Source organism: Pedobacter sp. (assembly GCF_045627485.1).
Taxonomy (GTDB): domain Bacteria; phylum Bacteroidota; class Bacteroidia; order Sphingobacteriales; family Sphingobacteriaceae; genus Pedobacter.
The window spans coordinates 1-19,718 of sequence record NZ_JAZQNU010000146.1 but is presented as its reverse complement, the minus strand read 5'-3'; the positions used below and the strand labels follow the sequence as shown (position 1 = coordinate 19,718).

The following is a 19,718-nucleotide window of genomic DNA, read 5'->3' as shown; positions in this document are numbered from 1 at the left end:
TACCTTTGCGGCACGAAATAGGGTCGAAAGTTAGACACAATTTCAATTTGTAATGGCAAAAGCATCAGAAGTAAAAAATGGAAATATTCTTCGTTTTAACGGAGAGTTGGTACAGGTGGAAGAATTAATTCACCGTACTCCAGGCAACCTGAGAGCGTTTTACCAGGCAAAAATGAGAAATATTAAATCTGGCAAATTGGTGGAGTACAGATTCAGAACAGACGAAGAAGTTTCGATCTGTAGAGTAGAGACCAACGATTACCAGTATTTATATGACGATGGAGATTTCTTAGTCGTGATGGATAATACGACCTTTGAACAGTTTAATGTTCCCAGGGCTTTATTCGGATCTTCTATTAAATTCTTAAAAGAAGGGATGACAGTGATGATTTCCTTTGAAAGCGACGAGCCGATTATGGCGCAGTGCCCATCGCATGTTGAATTAGAAGTTACCTATACGGAGCCTGCAGTAAAGGGCGATACTTCTACAAATGCCTTAAAATACGCAACTGTAGAAACCGGAGTAGAAATAAAAGTCCCGATGTTTATCAACCAGGGCGATAAAATAAAGGTTGATACACGTACAGGTGATTATATAGAAAGAGTTAAATAAGAGTTTTCATAGTTTAGTTTTAGGTTTAGGTTGATTGTGGCTTCGGAGTGGTTCCCGAAGCCATCTTTTTTTATCTTTGTTTTCAAATGACAAAGGCCGCCATCAGAAAAACAGCAACCGCACGTAGAAACGCTTTATCACCCGAAGAATTACAGGACCTTAGTGAGCAAATACTTGCTCATTTTACACAGCTCGACTTTTCTGGTATCAGGGTGTTACACCTTTTTCTCCCAATAGAAAAGAAAATGGAGCCAAACATGTACCTGTTTATCGATTGGTTGCATGCTAACCACCCTTCCATTAAAATTCTTGTTCCCAGATCTGACTTTGATACCGCTTTGATGACCCACCATGAATACACCGGTGCGGATAGCCTGGTGAAAAACATTTATGATATTCTGGAGCCTCAAGCTGCAGACCCGCATACAGGAGATATTGATATGGTTCTTGTTCCCTTGCTGGCATTCGATTGGCAAGGCCAGCGTGTAGGTTATGGAAAAGGGTTTTATGATCGTTTCTTGCGAGGCACAACAGCAAAAAAAATAGGTATTTCTTTGTTTCCGCCTGAGGAAGAAATTTCAGATGCTGATGAACATGATGTGCGTCTGGATCTGTGCCTCACCCCTGAAGGTGTTTTCGTTTTTAACTAGGCAAAAGCGCAAAAAGCATAACAGTAAAATAATTTTAAATCATGCTGTCCGGGTTAGCTACAGTAGTGCGTTCTGAACAGCATGATTTGCTTTTTATGGAGTTAATTCCAGTAATACCGGACAGTGGTCTGAATGGACAGCATCCGGTAGTATGGTCACATTTTGTAACTTATCCAGCATGGGCAGGGTAGCCAGATGGTAATCGATACGCCAGCCCAGGTTCTTTGCTCTAGAGTTGGCACGGAAACTCCACCAGGTATAGTGATGTGGGTCTTTGTTAAAATGCCTGAAGGTGTCGATAAAGCCATTGTTTAAAAACAACTCCATCCATTCTCGTTCTTCGGGCAAAAATCCGGAAGAATTGGCATTGCTTTTTGGATTATGGATGTCAATGGCTGTGTGACAGATGTTATAATCGCCGGAAATAATCAGGTTAGGAATTTCCTTACGCAGATTTTCTATATACCCATCGAAAAACTTCATGAATTCATACTTTTTAGACTGCCGTTCGTCACCACTTGACCCGGAAGGCATGTATAGGCTCATTAAGGAAAAGTTGTCAAAATCGGCCCTTAAAACGCGTCCTTCTTTATCTATCCATTCTTCACCACAACCATATTCTACATGATTGGGTTTAATTTTACTAAAAATGGCCACGCCGCTATATCCTTTCTTTTCTGCCGGGCACCAGTAATGGGTATACCCCAATTGTTCGATGACGGTAATGATATCGGGAATTTGTGACGGCAGGGCTTTTACTTCCTGTAAACAGACCATGTCGGGATTAACGGCTTTTAACCAGCCCAAAAATTCTTTAGTTACAGCAGCACGGATGCCGTTTATGTTATAGGAGATGATCTTCATGAGGCAGTTCTTTTATTCAATATTTTCTCTAGTTTTTTTGCTTCTCTATTTCTGAGCACCTTTACGGTCATGCTCACGTTAGTTAGCGGACGATTATTTGGGTCTGTAACTACCGCTGCTATTGCGTCTATAAGTTCCAACCCTTGTACAACTTCGCCGTAAGCGGTATAATTCCGGTCTAAATGAGGGGTTCCACCAATGGTTTTATACACTTCACGCTGTGATTCAGGAATCCTAAACTTTAGACGTTTGATTTCCAGGGCATCAAGCTGTTCATCAGTAAAGACTTTTCCCTGCACCAAATAAAATTGGCAGCCACTTGATGCCTTGTCTGGATTATTGTCACGTGCTGCAGCCAGAACCCCTTTTTTATGGAAGAGACTGTCATTAAACTCTGCCGGAACCGTATAACCAACGTCTCCTTCGCCAAGCATTTTACCTGGTTCCGCATTTTTTGAATCCGGATCACCACCCTGAATCATAAAATCTTTAATGACCCTGTGAAACAAAGTGCCGTCGTAAATACCCTTTTTTGCCAACTTGATAAAGTTATCCCGGTGTAAGGGTGTTTCATTATAGAGTTTAATCACACATTGCCCATAACTGGTATTTACGCGAACATATTGATGAGTTGGTTTTTTGGCGTTTACGCCTAGTAAAAGAAAAGATAGACAGACAGTTAAGAGGTATTTCATGGCAAGGCTATGGTTAAACAAATTAATAGGCAAATTTAAAAATGTAGCCGTAGAAGCTTGGTGTTTATTAAAATTTATTTGTTAATTTTGGAACGACGATGAAAATGCGGGAAAAAATAGCTTTTGGATTGTGTGCTTTTTACCTAGTGAGTGTAATAGGCATTGCCATGAGTTTGCATTTTTGTGGTGGTAAACTTTCTTCTGTAAGGTTTACCGAACAGGCGGCATGTAATGCTTGTAAGGCGATGGAAGGCAAGGAGATGGCCAAGAATGACAATTGCTGTAAAAATGAAACCGTAGAGGCGAAAGTTACAGATCATCATCAGTCCAGTGAAAAGATTGACTTGCCGAAAAACTTTAGCATCACGCTGTTCATTACACCGATTATCGCTAATTTCATCCAGTCACTACTACCAAACTTCTTTGGTCAGGTAGAAAATAAAGCCCCACCGCTCAGTTCAAAAATATCGCTGCATATTATGAACTGCATTTTTCGGAATTAAATTAGGAATGTTATTTTAAAATTTAAGGATACTGGCTTAAGCCACAGGCTATCCTATGTTTAACATTTCAATTTAATTTATCATGAAAACGATTCTTAATCTATTTATATTCCTGCTGTTTGCAGGCACTGCATCTGCACAACAAATTACCACTGTTGATTTACAAGTAACGGGTTTAACCTGTTCCATGTGTTCTAAAGCCACTGAAAAATCATTGAGAACCCTCGATTTTATCACAGACGTAAAGCCTGATCTCAATAAAAATCTCTTTGTATTATCTTTCAAAAAAGGACAGCCTGTAAACCTGGACCTTATTAAAAAGAAGGTTGAAGACGCGGGTTTCTCTGTGGGGGCGCTGGAAGCTACCTTTGATTTTAGCCAGTTAAAAGTTGACGACAAGGGAATTGCCAGTTCTGGCAATGTGGCTTACCGCTTTTTAAACACCAAAAACAAAGTGTTAAACGGACCGGTAAAAGCGACTGTTCTCGATAAAAACTTTGTTTCTCAGGCTGCTTTTAAAAAGAATGCGGCTAAGTTCAACACACCCACTTATGCGAGTGGTAAGGGAATGGTGAATGGCAAAAATACACGTATCTATCATTTAAGTATATAGTATTAGCCTGATATGAAGTACATCATCATGATAGTATTGATGGCTGGAGCCATCAATACTATTCAGGCACAGGAACTTTTTGTGTTTACAGAACCCGCCAGTAATATGTCTGCCAAATCTATTGGCGTTCGTATTACCAACGAGGGTATGGTTAATCCCGAATTTAAGAGCCGCAGCATCGCGGAAGTAATGTTTGGTTTCAATAAAAATTTTATGCTCCATGCACAGGGTTTTACTTCTGATATGGATGGCCGTTACCGCCTGGAAGGAGGGAGCATATATGGGAAATATCGTTTCTATTCAGCCGACGATATTCAAAGTCATTTCCGTATGGCGGCATTTGGCCGGATCAGCACCAGTAAACGCCCGGTTTATACCGAAGATATTAACCTGGAAGGAGATAACAGCGGTTTTAATACCGGTATTATAGCCACACAGTTATTGCACAAGCTCGCAATTTCAGCTTCAGTAACATACAACAAAGCTTTTCAAAAGGATTCCCGTCAGGTATTGGGCGCACCACAACCTGATCAGCTGATCGGTTATAGCCTGTCTTCAGGTTACCTGTTACTTCCTGTGGTTTACAAAGACTATAACCAGCCGAATTTCAATGTGTACCTGGAAGCCTTGGGTGCAACTAACCCTGCTAATGGCAGATCGTATGTAGACCTGGCGCCGGCCGTGCAGGTGATCATCAATAGCAGAACACGCATAGACCTGGGCTATCGGTTCCAGCTGGCGGGTGCAATAGACAACCGGTACAATAAAAACATGTATCTGGCACGTGTAGAGTTTAATTTCTTTAACGCGATCAAGTAGCGGGGTATTTCTTACCCTACATCAATGATGCAGGGGCTGGTGAGTTGTATTTTTGTGGTGTACTATCATAAACGATCATGTCGGATTTATCAACCATAAAAAACTTGTCTTCTACGCTTCCTGAGCAGGAAACGCTAATGCCGGTATTATTTATCGGGCATGGATCGCCTATGAATGGCGTTGAGAACAATGTCTTTAGTCGTGAGTGGGCTGCAGTGGCAAGCCATATTCCACAGCCTAAAGCGGTTATCGTTGTCTCTGCACATTGGTTTACCAGGGGTACGTTTGTGACGGCAATGGACTTTCCACAAACTATTCATGATTTCGGAGGTTTCCCCCAGGACTTGTATGATGTGCAGTACCCGGCACCAGGCGATCCGAAGCTGGCTGCTGAAACAGCGGCAATGGTAAAGGGAACTTCGATAGGGCTGGATCATGACTGGGGTTTGGATCATGGTGCCTGGACGGTTGTTCGGCACATGTATCCATTGGCAAACATCCCGGTATTACAGCTGAGCATGGATTATACAAAATCGCCAGCGGCTCATTATGAGCTGGCCAGAGAGTTGTTGGCACTGCGAAGAAGAGGCGTTTTGATTATGGGAAGTGGTAACATGGTGCACAATCTGCGCATGATGGACTGGGGCATGATTAACGGTGGCGGTTTTGATTGGGCGCTCGACATCAATGATCGGTTTAAAACTTCAATTTTGGCCGGTCAACACGATGATTTAATACATTTTGAGCGCTTAGGCCATGCCGCAAGACTGGCTATTCCGACACCAGAGCATTACCTGCCTTTGTTGTACACCCTTGGACTAAAAAAAGACGACGAACAAGTAACACTTTTTAATGATAAAGCTGTTGGCGGTTCTTTAACGATGACCTCAGTAAGGATCGGATAGTTTATATTTGTGTTGTAAATCAACACTATGAAAAGATTCCTCCTTTGTCTAGTTGCCTATTTAGGTTACACATGCGGGTTACAGGCACAAACCCTTAAAACAGATGTGCTGGTATTAGGAAACGGAAATGCGGCCTGGGCATCGGGCCTTCAATCGGCGGTATCGGGCGTGAAAACAACGATACTTTTATCTGAGTCAGGCTTTGACATTAAACCATCTTCACAAAACCTGGAGTCAGGAATTGCTGCGGAATACCGCAAGCGTCAACAGGCTGATCGCCTGCTTGACCAGCGTGCTGTTTTAAAAAAATGGGCCGACAGCACGGCTAACCTCCAGATTCTACCGAATCTTAGCTATACTAAAGTTAGCCGCTCAGGCAGTAGCTGGACCTTACGCTTAAATAACGGGCAAACTATAAAGGCAAAAGTGCTTGTTCATGCAGCACCTGATGCATTACCAGGTGTAAGTGTGGACAAACAGATTAACTGGATGCCATTTACTTACGACAACACACTTTACCGCACCAGTGTGGCCAGTGGCGACTACCTTAGCGCAGTGAATGGAAATGCCACCGTGTTGATCCTTTCGCAACTACTTGTTGACGGCCAGGAGAATTATGTGGAACTGAAGGACCTGAGCCACAGCATGGCTGCCGGACAAGCCGGAGGTGCTCTGGCGGCTTATGCCGCGTTCTATAAAACTAAAACCAGCAAAGCAAACTTAAAGGCCATACAAGGCGAATTGCTAAATTACAAACAGGCTTTGGTGCCGTTGGCAGATGTAATTCCCTCTGATTCTAACTGGCGTGCCCTGCAGGTGATTTCGCTGACAGGAACGATGCCGGTGAAACTGGCTGAAGGAAAAGCTTTGTTTCAACCGGAAAATCCAGCATCACTCCTGGAGATTAAGGAACCGCTAACGGCACTATTTTATAAAACACCCATCTGGTATGCAGATCACGCCGACGCTCCAACAAGCTTGAAGCATACTATTTCATTAATTTGTTACTTAAGCAACAGATCAGTGGCACAAGTGACTAAGGAAGTTTCCCGCAACTGGCAGAAAAGCTATAAGTTTAAGTCGCCATTTGATGAAGAACACCTGCTTATCCGCCGGGAACTAGGTGTTTTACTGAATGATTACCTACAGCCATTCGATGTGAAAGTAGACCAAACCGGACGGATTATAAAGTAATAGCTTTAATATAGTTTTTGTCTATATGGCTATCGAATATTCGTATTTACATTAAGGTAGGTTTCGTTGTAATTAAGGAGATATAGCCGTACATTTGCATTAGAAAAAAACTAAAAAAATTATGATAAACATAGGTCAACAATTTCCATCATTTTCAAAGACAGCAGTAGTAAGTTTAGAAAAAGGTAAAGAGTTTGAAACATTAACTTCTGACTCCTTAGTTAACGATAATAACGAGTGGACATGTATGTTCTGGTGGCCAAAGGACTTTACTTTTGTATGCCCGACTGAAATCGCTGAATTTAATAACCACTATGGTGAATTCCGTGACCGTGATACAAAATTGATCGGTGCATCAACAGATTCAGAGTTTGTTCACTTAGCGTGGAGAAACAACCACGATGATTTACGTGGTTTGAAATTCCCTATGTTAGCAGACACTTCAAAATCTCTTGCTGAGGCTTTAGATATTTTAGAGCCGAATGAAAAAATCGCTTACCGTGCAACTTTCATTATCGATCCTCAAGGTATCGTTCGTTGGGTAAGTGTAAATGATTTAAGTGTAGGCCGTAACGTAGCAGAAGTAATCAGAGTTCTTGATGCTTTACAAACTGACGAACTTTGTCCTTGTAACTGGGAAAAAGGTCAGGAAACACTAAGCGCTTAATTCTATTAATTATAAGAAATCCCTGGAAATGCATATTTGCAGGGATTTTTTTTACCCTAAAATTAGCAATATCATGAGTGCAGTAAAAGAAACAATAGAAGAATTATTAGCCATAGTTGGAGTTGAAGCCGACTATAGAAACGCAAGTTTAACGCTTTTAGAAAACGGAAACTCGAGATATGTACGTGATTTAAAACTTAACTTCACCAGTACACTAACTTCGGCTCACTTATCAGAGAAAGAATGTGCATTGCTTGCTTTAAGCATTGCAGTGAATAATAATAATACTGTTTTAACCAACTTTTTTGAAAAGCAAGCATTAGCAAAAGAGGCTACTGCAGAAGAAGTTGCTGAAGCAGCTGGTTGTGCTTCCCTTTTAGCGTTGAACAACGTGTTTTACCGTTTCCGTCACTTTACCGGAAAAGAAAAATATACACAGATTCCTGCGCGTGTACGCATGCAATTAATGAGTAGCCCGGTTACTGGAAAAGAATTTTTTGAATTGATGAGCATTGCAGTATCTGCTGTTAATGGTTGTGAAATGTGTGTTAATGCACATGAGAATTCTATCCTTGGCTTAGGCGCAACAGAAGAAAGAATCTTTGATGCGGTTAGAATTGCATCAATCGTTACTTCAGCTGGTAAAATCATTTACTAGTCTCCTTCACAAAAAAAAGCCTGCTCATCTACGGTATTACCGAATGATGAGCAGGCTTTTTTATTTGCCTATGCCGAATTTCGTCCAGCGTTTACAATGCCGTACACCGTACGGATGGCTAGTTTTTCATAAGATTCAGCTTCTTGTGCTGTATGCTCCTGGTCGTTCAGATGACTTAACGCATAATGTTGGATGAGAACCAGTGGAAGTATGATTTTCTCCCGCATAGCGATTGAACTGCGTTCTACGGGGTAATTTTCCATGAGGTAAGCTTGTCCCGACAATTTTAAAAGCATGGTTTTCGATAATTCGAACTCATCATGTAAAATATTCCAGAAATCACCAAATTCCTTATCGTTGGCCAGATGCGCCGTAATATTGAAGTCCGATTTGCTCATTGACATCATACAGTTATCAATGATGGTTTTAAAGTAACCTGATTCATGATAGGTCCTTTGCACTTTATCCCAATTGCCAGCAATTTCCTGGTTCTTTAAAGCGGTACCAACACCGTAAAAGCCAGGGACATTTTGTTTAAGCTGGCCCCATGAAGTAACAAAGGCGATAGCGCGCAGGTCTTCCAGTTTCATGCGTTCACCAGAATTACGTTTTACCGGGCGACTGCTGATGTTTATTTTAGAAAGCAGGCTTAAAGGAGAAAATTTAAGCAAATAACTCATAAACTGGGGGTGCTGGCGCAATGCCAGGAAAGAGACGTAACTGTCGTCGGCCATCTCATCCAATAAGGTCTTATTTACCTCATCCAACAACACGTTGTGTTTCTCACGAATACCTGATGAAATACCCGCATTGATCAGTTGTGCCATGTTAAATTCTGCACTGTCAATTGAGCCGTATTGTGAACTGATGGTTTGTCCCTGTATGGTGAGCTGTATATTTTTATTGGCGATTTCTTTTCCCATAGATGCGTAGAAACGGTGTGTTTTACCACCGCCTCTTGCAGGTGGGCCTCCACGGCCATCGAAAAATGCCAGGCGGATGTTGTACTCATTAGCTATTGCAGTAAGGGCCACCTTGGCGTTGAAAATAGACCAGTTGGCCATTAAATAACCACCATCCTTGGTGCTGTCTGAAAATCCGAGCATAATATCCTGCTTGTTGCCACGTTTCTCCAGGTGTCGTTTGTAAAACGGATGACTGTACAACGTCCTCATGATCTCATCGGCACTTTCCAGGTCATTAACGGTCTCAAATAACGGCACAAAATCAATGTTCAGGTTTTCCTCTTCCCAGCCATTCCAAAGAAACAACTCCATAAGTTGTAAAATATCACTTGCTTGCTGGCAATTACTGATAATGAAGCGGTGAACCGCCAGCTCACCATTGCTTTTCTGTATTGCTTTAATTTCGCTGATGGTTTCAAGGGTATCTTTAATCAGCTCATCATCGGTTTCGGGGTAAATCACCTTTGCACTTTTAAAGGTGAGTAAATTGATTTTTTCGACTTCGCTTAAATCGCCATAGTTTTCCGGATACATGGAAATAATTGGTCGGCATTGGCGGCAAAAGGCGTGCACATTGCGCAATACACGACTATCCTGACGGATGTCAAGCGAAGCGAAATGGCAACCAAAAAGGTCTACCTTTCTGATTAAGTCATCAACCATGCCTACAAACAGGCCATCGTGATCTTCCACCAGGGTGGTTTTAATATTTTCTAAATGGCCTATCAGTGTCTCGGAAATGTTTTCAAACGCTGTATTGGTGTCAAAAGCATTTTTATACAATACTTCTTGCACCAAGGCGATGGTATCTTCCACTCCCCGGAAGGTAATGCGGCGTTTTAGGTTTCTGAAATCACGGTAATAACAGCGGAATAGAATCTGGCGCAACATTTTAGCTACCTGCAAGGTATCTTGGGCATGTACATTTGGATTTCCGTCGCGGTCGCCGCCAGGCCAGAATCCAAGCTCTATAATCTTCTTAGACTCCAGCTGAAATTCGTTCAAAGTATGGTCAACTTCTTCCTGAATTTGTGCTGCTGCGAAGTAAAATACGTTTTCCAGGTACCAGGCCAGACTAAAAGCTTCGTCGACAGGACTCGGAGACGTTTTATTAAAAAAAGGTGTCTTACCTAGTTGTTGCAGCAATTCGTTGATCCTTAGTATATTGTTGGATTTTAAGGCGGCCGTTAAATCAGTTATGATTGATAACACACTCCCCGGATAAAACTGTGTAGGGTGAGCCGTCAAAACCAGGCGTAGTGAAAAATCTTCAATTAAATGTTTAACCTTATTACCCAGTGCCTCATTGTCTACACCCTTAGAAAGATAGGAGTGCAGGGAACTTTGGTCGTCCATGGTATTGAGCTTACTGAACGAAGCATCTTCTACCGCGTCAAAAAGGACCACCTGGCGTTCGATATATTGGATAAACCTAAACAATAGGTCAATGACGTCCTTATTGGTAAAATTGTGAGTGTATTTGCTGAAAAATGAATCGATAATTTGCGCCGATGTTTCCCTGGCCTTTACGCCCTCTTCGCAGTGTTTTATAAATAGGGGCAGGAGTGTTCCTGTATCCTTAATTTTATAAAATGGTAAGGTTAGAAACAAACTGTTGTAAAGTTCGAAACGGGAAACGACTTCGCTATTAAAAGTAGATTCTTTAAGTCCGGTAGCTTTGTGTTTTTGGTTCATAGTATCGGCTGAAATTTGCGCTTAATCTACCAAAAATGATTAACAAACGGGTAATATCAGTTGGAAATTATTTGTGTTTCAAAGAAAGTTCATTATATTGCTCACTTAAGGTTAAATAATTCTAAACTTATTAATTGGTTGTTTGAACAGCTGCCAATGCATCAAGTTAATTTTTGAAAAAGTGACCAGATTCAGAAGCGATCTTGGTCACTTTTTCTATTTTTAACCACACTATATTATGTGCTTACGGGAGGATAACAGCTTCAGGCCCTGGACACCTGCGACATAGCTGTATTTCTCATTTTATGACGCAGTGCATTTCAGCGCTTCCGAATTAAAATTATTTCAATACCTTTGAGCGATAACAAATTAATGATATGACTAACGAAGAAAATAAAGCAAGTTTTGATTGGGTTTATTATGTATTAGGCCTGTTTTTTGGAATTTTAGTTGGAGCAATTACTACCGGAAGTTTTGGCTATTCAATACTAGGTGGAATAATTGGTTATATTATTTCAGCTTTATACCTGCATAATCTTGTTAAAGGACGTAAATACTAAATATTTTTCTTTTGAACCTGTTATACGCTTTGTGGCTTAAAGGCCCTAAAAGCTTATGATTAATTCTTAACCTAGCAAAACAATGTAAACGTATGAAAAAACTAAGTCTGTTTGTTCTGGTTGCTTTTTTCGGCCTTGCCGTAAATGCCCAGGAAGTTAAGTTTCCTGCCTTAGATGGCACACCGGCCGATATTGCTTATTTTCCGGTAAATGCAGCTAAAGTAAAAGCTGGGGATAAGTCGTCGCCAGTGGTAAAAGTAGTATACTCCAGGCCTTCAAAAAAAGGACGCGAGATTTATGGCGCTTTAGTTCCTTATGGTAAGGTTGACCGTTTAGGCGCGAACGAAAGCGTGGATATTAGGTTTTTCAAGCCGGTAACAATAGGTAATAAAGCTATTCCAGCAGGTTCATACAGCTTATTTGCAATCCCCGGAGAGAAAACCTGGACTATGATTGTCAACAAACAAACAGATCGTTGGGGCGCTTACTCCTATGATCAAACTATGGACATTGTACGTGTGGAAGTTCCTGTTAAACCATTAACAGAACCTGTGGAAGCTTTGTCTATGAATTTTAGTGAGCAATCAGGTGGCGCAAATTTGCATATCGCATGGGATAAAACCTCGGTAGCATTGCCAATACAGTTTAAGTAGAATACAGATAAACAAAAAAAATCCGCATCAACCGATGCGGATTTTTTTTGTTTATGGGTTTGATGTCCGGCTTCTCAATAACCGGTCAAAGTATATCAGGGCAAGCAGTATATCAACACAAAAGAACACTTTCAATGCTATTGGATTCATCAAATTGCTGAAGTTCATGTCAATGTTCACCTGCAGGTTCGGTACAGTTATTTCCTCCATGGACATGGATATGTTGCTGTTACTTAGGGCGTAAAACAGTAAACCAACGATGATAAACAGAAACATAGCAGCAATGCCATAAATGATACGCTGATCAACCTTAGTATGTAAAGCGATTGGTTGTGGTTCAAGTGCTACCTGCGCCATCAAGTTGCGGGTAAATGACATGGATGGCTCTTCGAGTTCTGTTTGCTGCAACAGCTGGTTAACGGCCAGCAATGCCTTGTACTGCGCTGCGTACCGGGCATCTGTTGCAATCTTCTCTTCCAGTAACCTTCGTTCCTCGCCGGTAGTTAAACCATCGATATAATCCCAAATTTGTTCTTCCATCGTTTTCATAATAACTCTTTTACTTCGTCCTTTAACAACAACTGCAACTTGTCTTTAAGCCTGATGCGTGCGCGGTGCAGTTTGACTTTGACTGTGTTGCTTTCCATATTCAAGATTTCGGCAATTTCGTCCAGGCTTTGTTCTCCTTGGTAAAAAAGAGAGATAATAGCGGCATCATCGGGCAGCAGCTGGCTGATGGCCAGGTTAAGGTAGGCATATTTGGAAGTGTTCTCCACGCCGTCTGAACGGTAGCTGGATATGGAATTCTGCAATTGTACATGGCAATTCTCCTCATCAATAGAATCTGTGGGTAAACGTTTCTTCCTCAAATGCGACATCGCCGTAGTATAAACAATAATGTAGAGCCAGGTGCTGAACTTAGAGGTTTGTTTGAAGGTGCCCAGGGCCTTATAGGCTTTTACAAAAGCGTCCTGGGCAACCTCTTCTGCATCCTCCCTGTTTTTAGTAAATTTAAAGGCCATAGTAAACACGAACCGCTTGTGGCGATTAACCAGTTGGGCGTACGACGCGGTATTACCTGCAAGGATCTCTGCAATAAGTTCCAGGTCTGTTTGCTGCTGCATATCAGTGAGGCGTTTACAAGAAACTAACTACCTTGATTAAGCTGCGGTTGTGAATCCATCCATTTTCTTTCGATCATGTAGGAAATAATAAGCCCAAAGCCGCCAAATATGCTTAAGCTGCCAAAATAAACAGCTACACTTTCATCATCAGTTAACCTTAAACCCCTGGTAATAAATAAAGCCATCAATAATCCAATGCCGAATCCAACAAGTAATAAGCCGAATTTTAAGCTTAGGAAAGGCATTGGAGCAGTGGGCCGCGCTCTTGCTACACCGGGGTCAATTCCCCGCTCTATCATTGCCATTTTCTCTTTGTTTGACATGTACCGGATGCCGAACACCATTGCTGTTGCGCAAATAATTAAAAAGATAAAAACTAATTCTGGACCCATAATGTGGTGTATTTATTGTTTGATTAATTGATTGTATTTGCTGATAAGACGGAGCTTTTTCGATACAGGTTACACGCCTTCATACAATTAATTAATTTTACACCAAGTCTTTGGGTTTTGGAATGATTGCAACGGTTAAGCGGCTTACACAACTTAGCTTACCTTTATCGGTACGTATTTTTATCTCCCATACATGTGTTTTAGCGCCGATATGCAAGGCGGTACAGGTTCCGGTAACCACGCCGCTTTTAACTGGGCGAAGGTGATTAGCATTTACCTCAAGACCTACTGCAAGGTATTTATCAGGGTCTATACAAAGGTATGAGGCTATGCTTCCCAGGCTTTCCGCCAGCACCACCGAAGCGCCGCCATGCAAAATGCCCGCTGGCTGGTGGGTTCTTTCATCTACAGGCATAGTACCAACCATAAAGTCGTCGCCATACTCCGTAAACTGTATACCTATCAAAGCACCAATGTGGTTTTTGGGCCTGTTATTGATCTCTTCAAGAGTAAACGGTTTAAACCAAATCGCCATAACGTTCTTTAATAATTTTTGTGTGGTGTATGATATGGCCGGCCATTACAAACAGAATTGCACGAACCGAAATTGTCCTGCCAGAAGCTACGCCGCTGCGGCTAAGCTCAGTTTCGTTTAATGATTTGAAAAGGAATTGGTTAGCTCTGCGTAACAAGGAGAATTCCTCGCCTATGCTGTGCAGGCTACGGTCAGAAAAATGGGCGTTCTGAACATACTTGTCTTCGTCGAAACCGGGAAGCGGGCTGGTTTCTCCGCGCGCAAAACACAGTAAACGGTAGCACAAAATACGTTCTGTGTCTACTATATGTCCTGCTAATTCTTTAATGGTCCATTTCCCTGGAGCATACGCATAATCTGCTTTCTCAATGAAGTTGTTTAAGAACTCAGGAAATTCCTGACTTTGCTTTTCCAGTAACACTAATACATCATCCTGATCAACCAGGTTGATGTATTGCGCTCCCCATTCCGGGTATTCGTGAGGTTGTGGTCGGTTCATAAGTGATGCTGCTTTTTAAAATGATACGAAACGTAGTTCCCTTGCCAATTTCTGATTCTTTAACAAATATTTCACCGCTATGGTAATTTTCTATAATACGTCGTGTTAATGATAGGCCCAGGCCCCAGCCACGTTTTCTGGTAGTATAGCCTGGCTGGAAAACCGCATCAAACTTTGAGCGTTGTATGCCTTTTCCGGTATCACTTACATCAATAAACACTTCTTCCTTGGCAAGGTTTTCAATGATATTTACGGTAATACTACCTTCATTTGAAATAGCATTCGCAGCATTTTTGAGCAGGTTTTCTATCACCCAATCAAATAAAGGAACATTTAATAAAGCCCGCACCTGTTCGTCGCCAGTAATGGTAAACTTAATCTTGTCGGAAGTTCGTAATTTAAAATAGTCAATAAAATTGCTGATTACCAGGTATACCACATGGTCTTCCAGCACTGGTTTGGAGCCGATTTTAGAGAAACGGTCGGTAACCACCTCCAGCCGTTTAATATCGTTTTCCATCTCTGCAATCAGCGGGTCGTCTTCGGCATCAAAGCGCGACTTCATAAGTTCCACCCAGGCCATGAGCGAAGATATGGGGGTGCCCAGCTGGTGTGCTGTTTCCTTGGCCATACCTACCCATACCTGGTCTTGTTCTGATTTTCTGGCTGAACTGAATGCTACGTAAGCCGTAATCAGAAACAGGCCGATTACCCCTAGCTGTATATAAGGGAAATAGCGCAGTTGCGTCAGGATAAATGAATCTTTATAAAAAACGAGCATCTTGGTTCCCATGTAATTGATGGGCATGGGATCATGTTGTTCTTTCATGCGCCGCAGTTCCCGCTGAAAATAAGCCGGGTCGTAAGTGGCTGTTGCAGAAGCATCCATATAATTTGTCTTCGTACTGTCCAGACGCAGGTAGGTTTGTATAATGGTGCCGGTTGTATCTGTTAAAATAACCGGAACCTTACTGCTGGAGATAATCATATTTAGAACGTCGGCATAAAGGGCATCATCGAAGACTTGTGAAGATTTTTCAGTACCTTTTACCCATAATTCGAATTGGATCCGTTCTTCTTGCTCCATCTTTTTGACAAAGAAATCACTATAAATAACGGATGCTGCGCCAATAACGATAGCAAAGACCAGTAAAAATAATTTCCAGCGACGCTTTTTTTCGTAAGGGTTCATAATTGTGATGGCAAATTACTAATAAGCATTCAATAACGCATCAATAGAACGGTAACACTGTAAAAAATATATATTTGTAATAAGATTATGGAAAAGAAAGTTAGAGTAAGGTTTGCGCCAAGTCCTACTGGCGGGCTTCATTTGGGGGGTGTACGTACTGCGTTGTTCAACTATTTATTTGCCAAACAACATAAAGGCACCTTCATATTAAGGGTAGAAGATACCGATCAGACAAGGTTTGTTCCTGGTGCTGAAGAATATATTAATTCATGTTTAGCCTGGTGTGGAATTACGCCAGACGAAAGTCCTGAAAAGGGTGGCGATTATGGCCCATATCATCAAAGTGAGCGTAAGGGCACCTATAAGCAATACGCAGATCGCTTAGTTGCTTCAGGACATGCCTATTATGCATTTGATACCCCAGAAGAACTGGATGCACAACGTAAAGCCTTTCCCAATTTTTTATATGGTCAGGCCAGCCGCATGCACTTGCGCAATTCTTTGACTTTAAGTGCTGAAGAGGTAACGGATCTTTTGGAAAAAAACACTCCTTACGTAATACGCATTAAGATTCCTGCGGATGAACAGGTCTCTTTTGTTGACATGATCAGGGGCCATGTCACTTTTGACACTAATTTGGTTGATGATAAAGTATTGCTAAAAGCCGATGGCATGCCTACATATCACCTGGCAGTTGTTGCAGATGACCATGCCATGGAAATCAGTCATATTTTTAGGGGCGAAGAATGGTTGCCATCAGCGCCAATTCACATTTTATTATGGCGTTATTTAGGCTGGGCAGATGAAATGCCACAATGGGTACATTTGCCTTTAATATTAAAACCTGACGGTAACGGTAAACTAAGCAAGCGTGACGGAGACAGGCTTGGCTTTCCTGTGTATGCACAGAACTGGACAGATCCAAGGACGGGTGAATTAACACAAGGCTTTAGAGAGCTTGGTTTTATGCCTGAAGCCTTTGTTAACCTTCTTGCCATGCTAGGGTGGAACGACGGTACCGAAAAGGAGATTTTTACTATGGAGGAGTTGATTGAAAGATTCTCTGTAGAACGAATTAGCAAAGCCGGTGCGAAGTTTGATTTTGAAAAAGCGAAGTGGTATAACCACGAATGGATAAAATCGTCGCCCGCAGAAAAATTAAGGCCTCAGGTAGAAGCTTTGTTTGTGAAAAATGATATCCCTGTTCCTGCGGATCCTGTGGTGTTAGATAGTGTAATTGATTTAGTTAAAGACCGTTGCCAATTATTGACGGATTTTGTCACACAAAGTGCATACTTTTTTGTTTCTCCTAAAGAATATGACCTTGGAGCGGTTAAGCCAAAATGGACGCCTGAAAAAGCGGCTTTTTTTATGGCTTTTATTCCTGAATTGGATCCCGCATTGTCTGCAGAAGAATTGGAAGCCCAGTTTAAAACATTGGCATTGCAATTTAACCTGAAGCCTGGAGAGCTGATGCTACCGTTTAGGGTAATGTTAGTGGGCGGTAAATTTGGCCCTGGTGTATTTGATATTGCTATTCGATTAGGGGTTACTGAAACTACCAAACGGATAATGAATGCGCTTTCAACATTTAATTAGATAATATGCAATGGTTCGGTAAAGGTAGTGGTAATATAGAAGACCGACGGGGAATGAGTGGTGGCGGCAAAATGCTTGGCGGTGGCGTCGGCATTATTGTGGTGGTATTAGGCCTGCTGTTTGGCAAAGACTTAACCGGTTTAGTGGGGCAGTTACCCACAACCGGCTCCTCACAGCAGGTGCCGCTTGGAACACCTACTGACGCTGAAGGAAAATTTGTTGATGGCGTTTTGGAATCAACAAATCAGGTTTGGGAAAAGCAGTTTGCCAATATGAACCTGACATATGAAAAACCTGTACTCACTTTATTTGATAATAGTGTGCAGTCGGCATGCGGGAACGCAAGTTCGGCTGTAGGACCATTTTATTGCCCCGGCGACAATAAAGTGTATATCGACCTCACCTTTTACAATGAACTAAGGGACCGTTTTGGTGCTGCCGGAGATTTTGCGCAGGCATATGTGATTGCACATGAGGTGGGGCACCATGTGCAGAATTTATTGGGTATTACGAGCAAAATGGACCAATACCGTCGGCAGCTTAGTGAGGTAGAATATAACAAACTTTCGGTGAAGCTAGAGCTTCAAGCTGATTTTTTTGCCGGATTGTGGGCTCATGATGCACAAAACCTTAAAGATTTCAGATTGGAGGAAGGCGATATCGAGGAAGCATTGAATGCTGCCAATGCCATTGGTGATGATAAATTACAGAAACAGGCCCAGGGTGAAGTAGTCCCAGATGCCTTTACTCATGGTACTTCCGCCCAAAGGATGTACTGGTTTAAAAAAGGGTTTGAAACCGGCGATTTTAAACAGGGCGATACCTTTACTGCTGCAAATCTTTAATCAAATTAATAATAATTTTTATACTCTTCGTATATTTTCTATCTTAGAAAATTACCGGACCGATATTCAGAAATGATCCTAATAGTAGACGATACACCCGAAAACCTGATTTCATTAAAAAAGGTTCTAGAGGTACATAATTTCGAGGTTGATACCGCCTCTTCGGGTGAGGAAGCACTTAAGAAGGTTCTTAAAAATGAATATGTTTTAATCATTCTTGATGTGCAAATGCCTGGAATGGATGGGTTCGAAGTTGCCGAAGCCATATCGGGATACAGTAAGGCCAAAGAAACAGCCATTATCTTTTTATCGGCCATAAGTACTGAATCACGGTTCATTACCAAAGGATACTCTTCTGGTGGTTTAGATTATATCACCAAACCGGTTGACATGGATATTTTATTGTTGAAGGTTAAGACCTTTTACCGTATCTATGAGCAAAGCCGAAAGTTGATTGAAGTGCAAAAAGCATTACTCGATGAAATTGAAATCCGCAAAATAGCGGAGAATAAAAAGGATGAGTTTATCAGTATTGCAAGTCACGAACTAAAAACCCCACTTACTAGTGTTAAAGGCTATGTTCAACTATTAGAACGCAGCGTAGATAAAGGTGATATTCCAACAGTAAAGAGACATTTAATGAAGGCTCAATTGCAGCTTGAAAAATTGAATGATCTTATTGCAGATCTATTAGATATCTCCAAAATAGAAAGTGGAAAGCTTAAATTTAACAAGAAACATTTTCAGATGGATGACTTGTTGGATAATGTAATCGAGATATTTCAACAGTCCAATCCTGACTTCAAAATTATTAAAAAGGGAAATATTCCTGTTCCCTTGTATGGCGATGAAATTCGGATCGAACAGGTGATCATCAATTTTTTAACCAATGCAATCAAATATGCACCAGGCACTCAAGAGGCGTGGATTACTGCCGAAGTAAGAAATGGGCAGGTGTTTGTTGGTGTGCGGGATTTTGGAATCGGCATAGATACGGCACAACAGGAAAGTGTTTTTGAAAAATTCTTCCGGGTAGAAGAAACAGCCATTCAGTTTCAGGGCCTTGGAATAGGTCTGTATATTTCTGCCGAGATCATCAGAAGGCATGGTGGTCAGGTAGGCGTAAATAGTAAATTAGGAGAAGGGTCAGAGTTTTATTTCACCATCCCATTAGACCCTCATCCCCAAAGCAATTCGTAAAATTCTATGCAAAAAACTTTAAAAAAGAATCTCCGTGTCGGACTTGGCCTCTCTTTAATTGTTCTGTTTATAAGTTCCCTAGCTTCTTATGTGAGTATTTCCAACCTGATCAGGAGTTCTTCCCTGGTTGCAGAGAGCAACGAAGTTTTGTCAACATTAGATAGTGTCATCTCTAATGTAAAAGATGCTGAAACAGGTCAGCGTGGCTATTTACTTACAGGTTGCGGGAATGTATCACGCATTCCAAGTGGTTTTTCAAATAATTTAATCGTCGACAT

At 41.5% G+C, this 19,718-nt stretch carries 24 protein-coding genes; 15 read left to right on the top strand and 9 right to left on the bottom strand.

Annotated features, from left to right (window positions below; genetic code table 11):
• The first annotated feature begins 52 nt into the window (after positions 1–52).
• Positions 53–613, top strand: coding sequence for an elongation factor P (gene efp / locus ACR2F3_RS11400; protein WP_432710102.1), 561 nt, complete (start codon positions 53–55; stop codon positions 611–613).
• 86 nt (positions 614–699) lie between these two features.
• Positions 700–1,263, top strand: a complete 564-nt coding sequence (locus tag ACR2F3_RS11395) for a 5-formyltetrahydrofolate cyclo-ligase (protein WP_432710101.1) — start codon at positions 700–702, stop codon at positions 1,261–1,263.
• Between the two features lie 93 nt (positions 1,264–1,356).
• On the opposite strand, the gene ACR2F3_RS11390 is transcribed toward ACR2F3_RS11395, so the two are convergent.
• Together ACR2F3_RS11390 and ACR2F3_RS11385 are read right to left on the bottom strand one after the other, a co-directional pair.
• Positions 1,357–2,127: an exodeoxyribonuclease III gene (locus ACR2F3_RS11390; protein ID WP_432710100.1), complete on the bottom strand. Its 771-nt coding sequence runs from the start codon at positions 2,125–2,127 to the stop codon at positions 1,357–1,359.
• Entirely contained in the window at positions 2,124–2,822 is a 699-nt protein-coding gene (locus ACR2F3_RS11385) for a peptidylprolyl isomerase (protein ID WP_432710099.1), read from the bottom strand. The genes ACR2F3_RS11390 and ACR2F3_RS11385 overlap by 4 nt, the downstream gene beginning before the upstream one ends.
• 98 nt (positions 2,823–2,920) lie before the next feature.
• Between ACR2F3_RS11385 and ACR2F3_RS11380 the strand changes: the two genes are divergently transcribed.
• From ACR2F3_RS11380 to ACR2F3_RS11350, 7 genes are all read left to right on the top strand, one after another.
• The gene (locus ACR2F3_RS11380) at positions 2,921–3,325 is read left to right on the top strand and encodes an HYC_CC_PP family protein (RefSeq protein WP_432710098.1); all 405 of its coding nucleotides are present in this window, start codon (positions 2,921–2,923) and stop codon (positions 3,323–3,325) included.
• A gap of 82 nt (positions 3,326–3,407) precedes the next feature.
• Positions 3,408–3,938, top strand: coding sequence for a heavy-metal-associated domain-containing protein (locus ACR2F3_RS11375; RefSeq protein ID WP_432710097.1), 531 nt, complete (start codon positions 3,408–3,410; stop codon positions 3,936–3,938).
• A gap of 12 nt (positions 3,939–3,950) precedes the next feature.
• Positions 3,951–4,757, top strand: a complete 807-nt coding sequence (locus tag ACR2F3_RS11370) for a hypothetical protein (RefSeq protein ID WP_432710096.1) — start codon at positions 3,951–3,953, stop codon at positions 4,755–4,757.
• 77 nt (positions 4,758–4,834) lie between these two features.
• Complete coding sequence (ygiD, locus tag ACR2F3_RS11365; protein ID WP_432710095.1) at positions 4,835–5,662, top strand: 4,5-DOPA dioxygenase extradiol; 828 nt, start codon at positions 4,835–4,837, stop codon at positions 5,660–5,662.
• A gap of 27 nt (positions 5,663–5,689) precedes the next feature.
• The gene (locus ACR2F3_RS11360; RefSeq protein ID WP_432710094.1) at positions 5,690–6,856 is read left to right on the top strand and encodes a hypothetical protein; all 1,167 of its coding nucleotides are present in this window, start codon (positions 5,690–5,692) and stop codon (positions 6,854–6,856) included.
• 121 nt (positions 6,857–6,977) lie between these two features.
• Positions 6,978–7,523: a peroxiredoxin gene (locus ACR2F3_RS11355; protein ID WP_432710093.1), complete on the top strand. Its 546-nt coding sequence runs from the start codon at positions 6,978–6,980 to the stop codon at positions 7,521–7,523.
• Positions 7,524–7,596: 73 nt separating this feature from the next.
• A complete protein-coding gene (locus ACR2F3_RS11350) occupies positions 7,597–8,181 on the top strand; it encodes a carboxymuconolactone decarboxylase family protein (protein ID WP_432710092.1) in 585 nt (194 codons plus the stop codon).
• Positions 8,182–8,249: 68 nt separating this feature from the next.
• Here ACR2F3_RS11350 and ACR2F3_RS11345 read toward each other — a convergent pair whose 3' ends face one another.
• Entirely contained in the window at positions 8,250–10,841 is a 2,592-nt protein-coding gene (locus tag ACR2F3_RS11345; protein ID WP_432710091.1) for a phosphoenolpyruvate carboxylase, read from the bottom strand.
• Between the two features lie 377 nt (positions 10,842–11,218).
• Between ACR2F3_RS11345 and ACR2F3_RS11340 the strand changes: the two genes are divergently transcribed.
• Positions 11,219–11,401 carry a hypothetical protein gene (locus tag ACR2F3_RS11340; RefSeq protein WP_432710090.1) on the top strand — a complete coding sequence of 61 codons (183 nt, stop codon included), beginning with the start codon at positions 11,219–11,221 and terminating at the stop codon, positions 11,399–11,401.
• Positions 11,402–11,493: 92 nt separating this feature from the next.
• Entirely contained in the window at positions 11,494–12,054 is a 561-nt protein-coding gene (locus ACR2F3_RS11335; RefSeq protein WP_432710089.1) for a DUF2911 domain-containing protein, read from the top strand.
• 51 nt (positions 12,055–12,105) lie between these two features.
• Here the strand turns inward: ACR2F3_RS11335 and ACR2F3_RS11330 are convergent, their stop codons facing one another.
• The 6 genes from ACR2F3_RS11330 to ACR2F3_RS11305 all read right to left on the bottom strand — a co-directional run bounded on the left by ACR2F3_RS11330 (position 12,106) and on the right by ACR2F3_RS11305 (position 15,796).
• The gene (locus tag ACR2F3_RS11330; RefSeq protein WP_432710088.1) at positions 12,106–12,603 is read right to left on the bottom strand and encodes an anti-sigma factor family protein; all 498 of its coding nucleotides are present in this window, start codon (positions 12,601–12,603) and stop codon (positions 12,106–12,108) included.
• Positions 12,600–13,178 carry an RNA polymerase sigma factor gene (locus ACR2F3_RS11325; RefSeq protein WP_432710087.1) on the bottom strand — a complete coding sequence of 193 codons (579 nt, stop codon included), beginning with the start codon at positions 13,176–13,178 and terminating at the stop codon, positions 12,600–12,602. Before ACR2F3_RS11325 ends, ACR2F3_RS11330 begins: the two co-directional genes overlap by 4 nt.
• 23 nt (positions 13,179–13,201) lie before the next feature.
• Positions 13,202–13,570, bottom strand: coding sequence for a DUF6249 domain-containing protein (locus tag ACR2F3_RS11320; RefSeq protein ID WP_432710086.1), 369 nt, complete (start codon positions 13,568–13,570; stop codon positions 13,202–13,204).
• Between the two features lie 97 nt (positions 13,571–13,667).
• Positions 13,668–14,105 (bottom strand): hotdog fold thioesterase, encoded by a 438-nt coding sequence (locus ACR2F3_RS11315; RefSeq protein WP_432710085.1) that lies wholly within the window; start codon positions 14,103–14,105, stop codon positions 13,668–13,670.
• Positions 14,089–14,604, bottom strand: a complete 516-nt coding sequence (locus tag ACR2F3_RS11310) for a DinB family protein (protein ID WP_432710084.1) — start codon at positions 14,602–14,604, stop codon at positions 14,089–14,091. Before ACR2F3_RS11310 ends, ACR2F3_RS11315 begins: the two co-directional genes overlap by 17 nt.
• Entirely contained in the window at positions 14,543–15,796 is a 1,254-nt protein-coding gene (locus ACR2F3_RS11305) for a sensor histidine kinase (protein ID WP_432710083.1), read from the bottom strand. The genes ACR2F3_RS11310 and ACR2F3_RS11305 overlap by 62 nt, the downstream gene beginning before the upstream one ends.
• 87 nt (positions 15,797–15,883) lie before the next feature.
• Here ACR2F3_RS11305 and gltX point away from each other — a divergent pair, with 87 nt between their 5' ends.
• From gltX to ACR2F3_RS11285, 4 genes are all read left to right on the top strand, one after another.
• On the top strand, positions 15,884–17,395 hold the full coding sequence (gene gltX / locus ACR2F3_RS11300) for a glutamate--tRNA ligase (protein ID WP_432710082.1): 1,512 nt from the start codon (positions 15,884–15,886) through the stop codon (positions 17,393–17,395).
• A 5-nt stretch (positions 17,396–17,400) separates the two neighbouring features.
• Complete coding sequence (gene ypfJ / locus ACR2F3_RS11295; protein WP_432710081.1) at positions 17,401–18,240, top strand: KPN_02809 family neutral zinc metallopeptidase; 840 nt, start codon at positions 17,401–17,403, stop codon at positions 18,238–18,240.
• 72 nt (positions 18,241–18,312) lie between these two features.
• On the top strand, positions 18,313–19,440 hold the full coding sequence (locus ACR2F3_RS11290) for an ATP-binding response regulator (RefSeq protein WP_432710080.1): 1,128 nt from the start codon (positions 18,313–18,315) through the stop codon (positions 19,438–19,440).
• Positions 19,441–19,446: 6 nt separating this feature from the next.
• The coding region (locus tag ACR2F3_RS11285) for a CHASE3 domain-containing protein (RefSeq protein WP_432710079.1) at positions 19,447–19,718 on the top strand (272 nt) is incomplete at its 3' end.

Coding starts and splice junctions, on each gene's coding strand:
- ACR2F3_RS11310 (WP_432710084.1), bottom strand. CDS start 14,604: ATGAACCGACCACAACCTCACGAATACCCGGAATGGGGAGCGCAATAC.
- ACR2F3_RS11355 (WP_432710093.1), top strand. CDS start 6,978: ATGATAAACATAGGTCAACAATTTCCATCATTTTCAAAGACAGCAGTA.
- ACR2F3_RS11315 (WP_432710085.1), bottom strand. CDS start 14,105: ATGGCGATTTGGTTTAAACCGTTTACTCTTGAAGAGATCAATAACAGG.
- ACR2F3_RS11375 (WP_432710097.1), top strand. CDS start 3,408: ATGAAAACGATTCTTAATCTATTTATATTCCTGCTGTTTGCAGGCACT.
- ACR2F3_RS11350 (WP_432710092.1), top strand. CDS start 7,597: ATGAGTGCAGTAAAAGAAACAATAGAAGAATTATTAGCCATAGTTGGA.
- ygiD (WP_432710095.1), top strand. CDS start 4,835: ATGTCGGATTTATCAACCATAAAAAACTTGTCTTCTACGCTTCCTGAG.
- ACR2F3_RS11370 (WP_432710096.1), top strand. CDS start 3,951: ATGAAGTACATCATCATGATAGTATTGATGGCTGGAGCCATCAATACT.
- ACR2F3_RS11290 (WP_432710080.1), top strand. CDS start 18,313: ATGATCCTAATAGTAGACGATACACCCGAAAACCTGATTTCATTAAAA.
- gltX (WP_432710082.1), top strand. CDS start 15,884: ATGGAAAAGAAAGTTAGAGTAAGGTTTGCGCCAAGTCCTACTGGCGGG.
- ACR2F3_RS11345 (WP_432710091.1), bottom strand. CDS start 10,841: ATGAACCAAAAACACAAAGCTACCGGACTTAAAGAATCTACTTTTAAT.
- ACR2F3_RS11390 (WP_432710100.1), bottom strand. CDS start 2,127: ATGAAGATCATCTCCTATAACATAAACGGCATCCGTGCTGCTGTAACT.
- ACR2F3_RS11385 (WP_432710099.1), bottom strand. CDS start 2,822: ATGAAATACCTCTTAACTGTCTGTCTATCTTTTCTTTTACTAGGCGTA.
- ACR2F3_RS11325 (WP_432710087.1), bottom strand. CDS start 13,178: ATGCAGCAGCAAACAGACCTGGAACTTATTGCAGAGATCCTTGCAGGT.
- ypfJ (WP_432710081.1), top strand. CDS start 17,401: ATGCAATGGTTCGGTAAAGGTAGTGGTAATATAGAAGACCGACGGGGA.
- ACR2F3_RS11380 (WP_432710098.1), top strand. CDS start 2,921: ATGAAAATGCGGGAAAAAATAGCTTTTGGATTGTGTGCTTTTTACCTA.
- ACR2F3_RS11335 (WP_432710089.1), top strand. CDS start 11,494: ATGAAAAAACTAAGTCTGTTTGTTCTGGTTGCTTTTTTCGGCCTTGCC.
- ACR2F3_RS11320 (WP_432710086.1), bottom strand. CDS start 13,570: ATGGGTCCAGAATTAGTTTTTATCTTTTTAATTATTTGCGCAACAGCA.
- ACR2F3_RS11340 (WP_432710090.1), top strand. CDS start 11,219: ATGACTAACGAAGAAAATAAAGCAAGTTTTGATTGGGTTTATTATGTA.
- ACR2F3_RS11305 (WP_432710083.1), bottom strand. CDS start 15,796: ATGAACCCTTACGAAAAAAAGCGTCGCTGGAAATTATTTTTACTGGTC.
- ACR2F3_RS11360 (WP_432710094.1), top strand. CDS start 5,690: ATGAAAAGATTCCTCCTTTGTCTAGTTGCCTATTTAGGTTACACATGC.
- efp (WP_432710102.1), top strand. CDS start 53: ATGGCAAAAGCATCAGAAGTAAAAAATGGAAATATTCTTCGTTTTAAC.
- ACR2F3_RS11395 (WP_432710101.1), top strand. CDS start 700: ATGACAAAGGCCGCCATCAGAAAAACAGCAACCGCACGTAGAAACGCT.
- ACR2F3_RS11330 (WP_432710088.1), bottom strand. CDS start 12,603: ATGAAAACGATGGAAGAACAAATTTGGGATTATATCGATGGTTTAACT.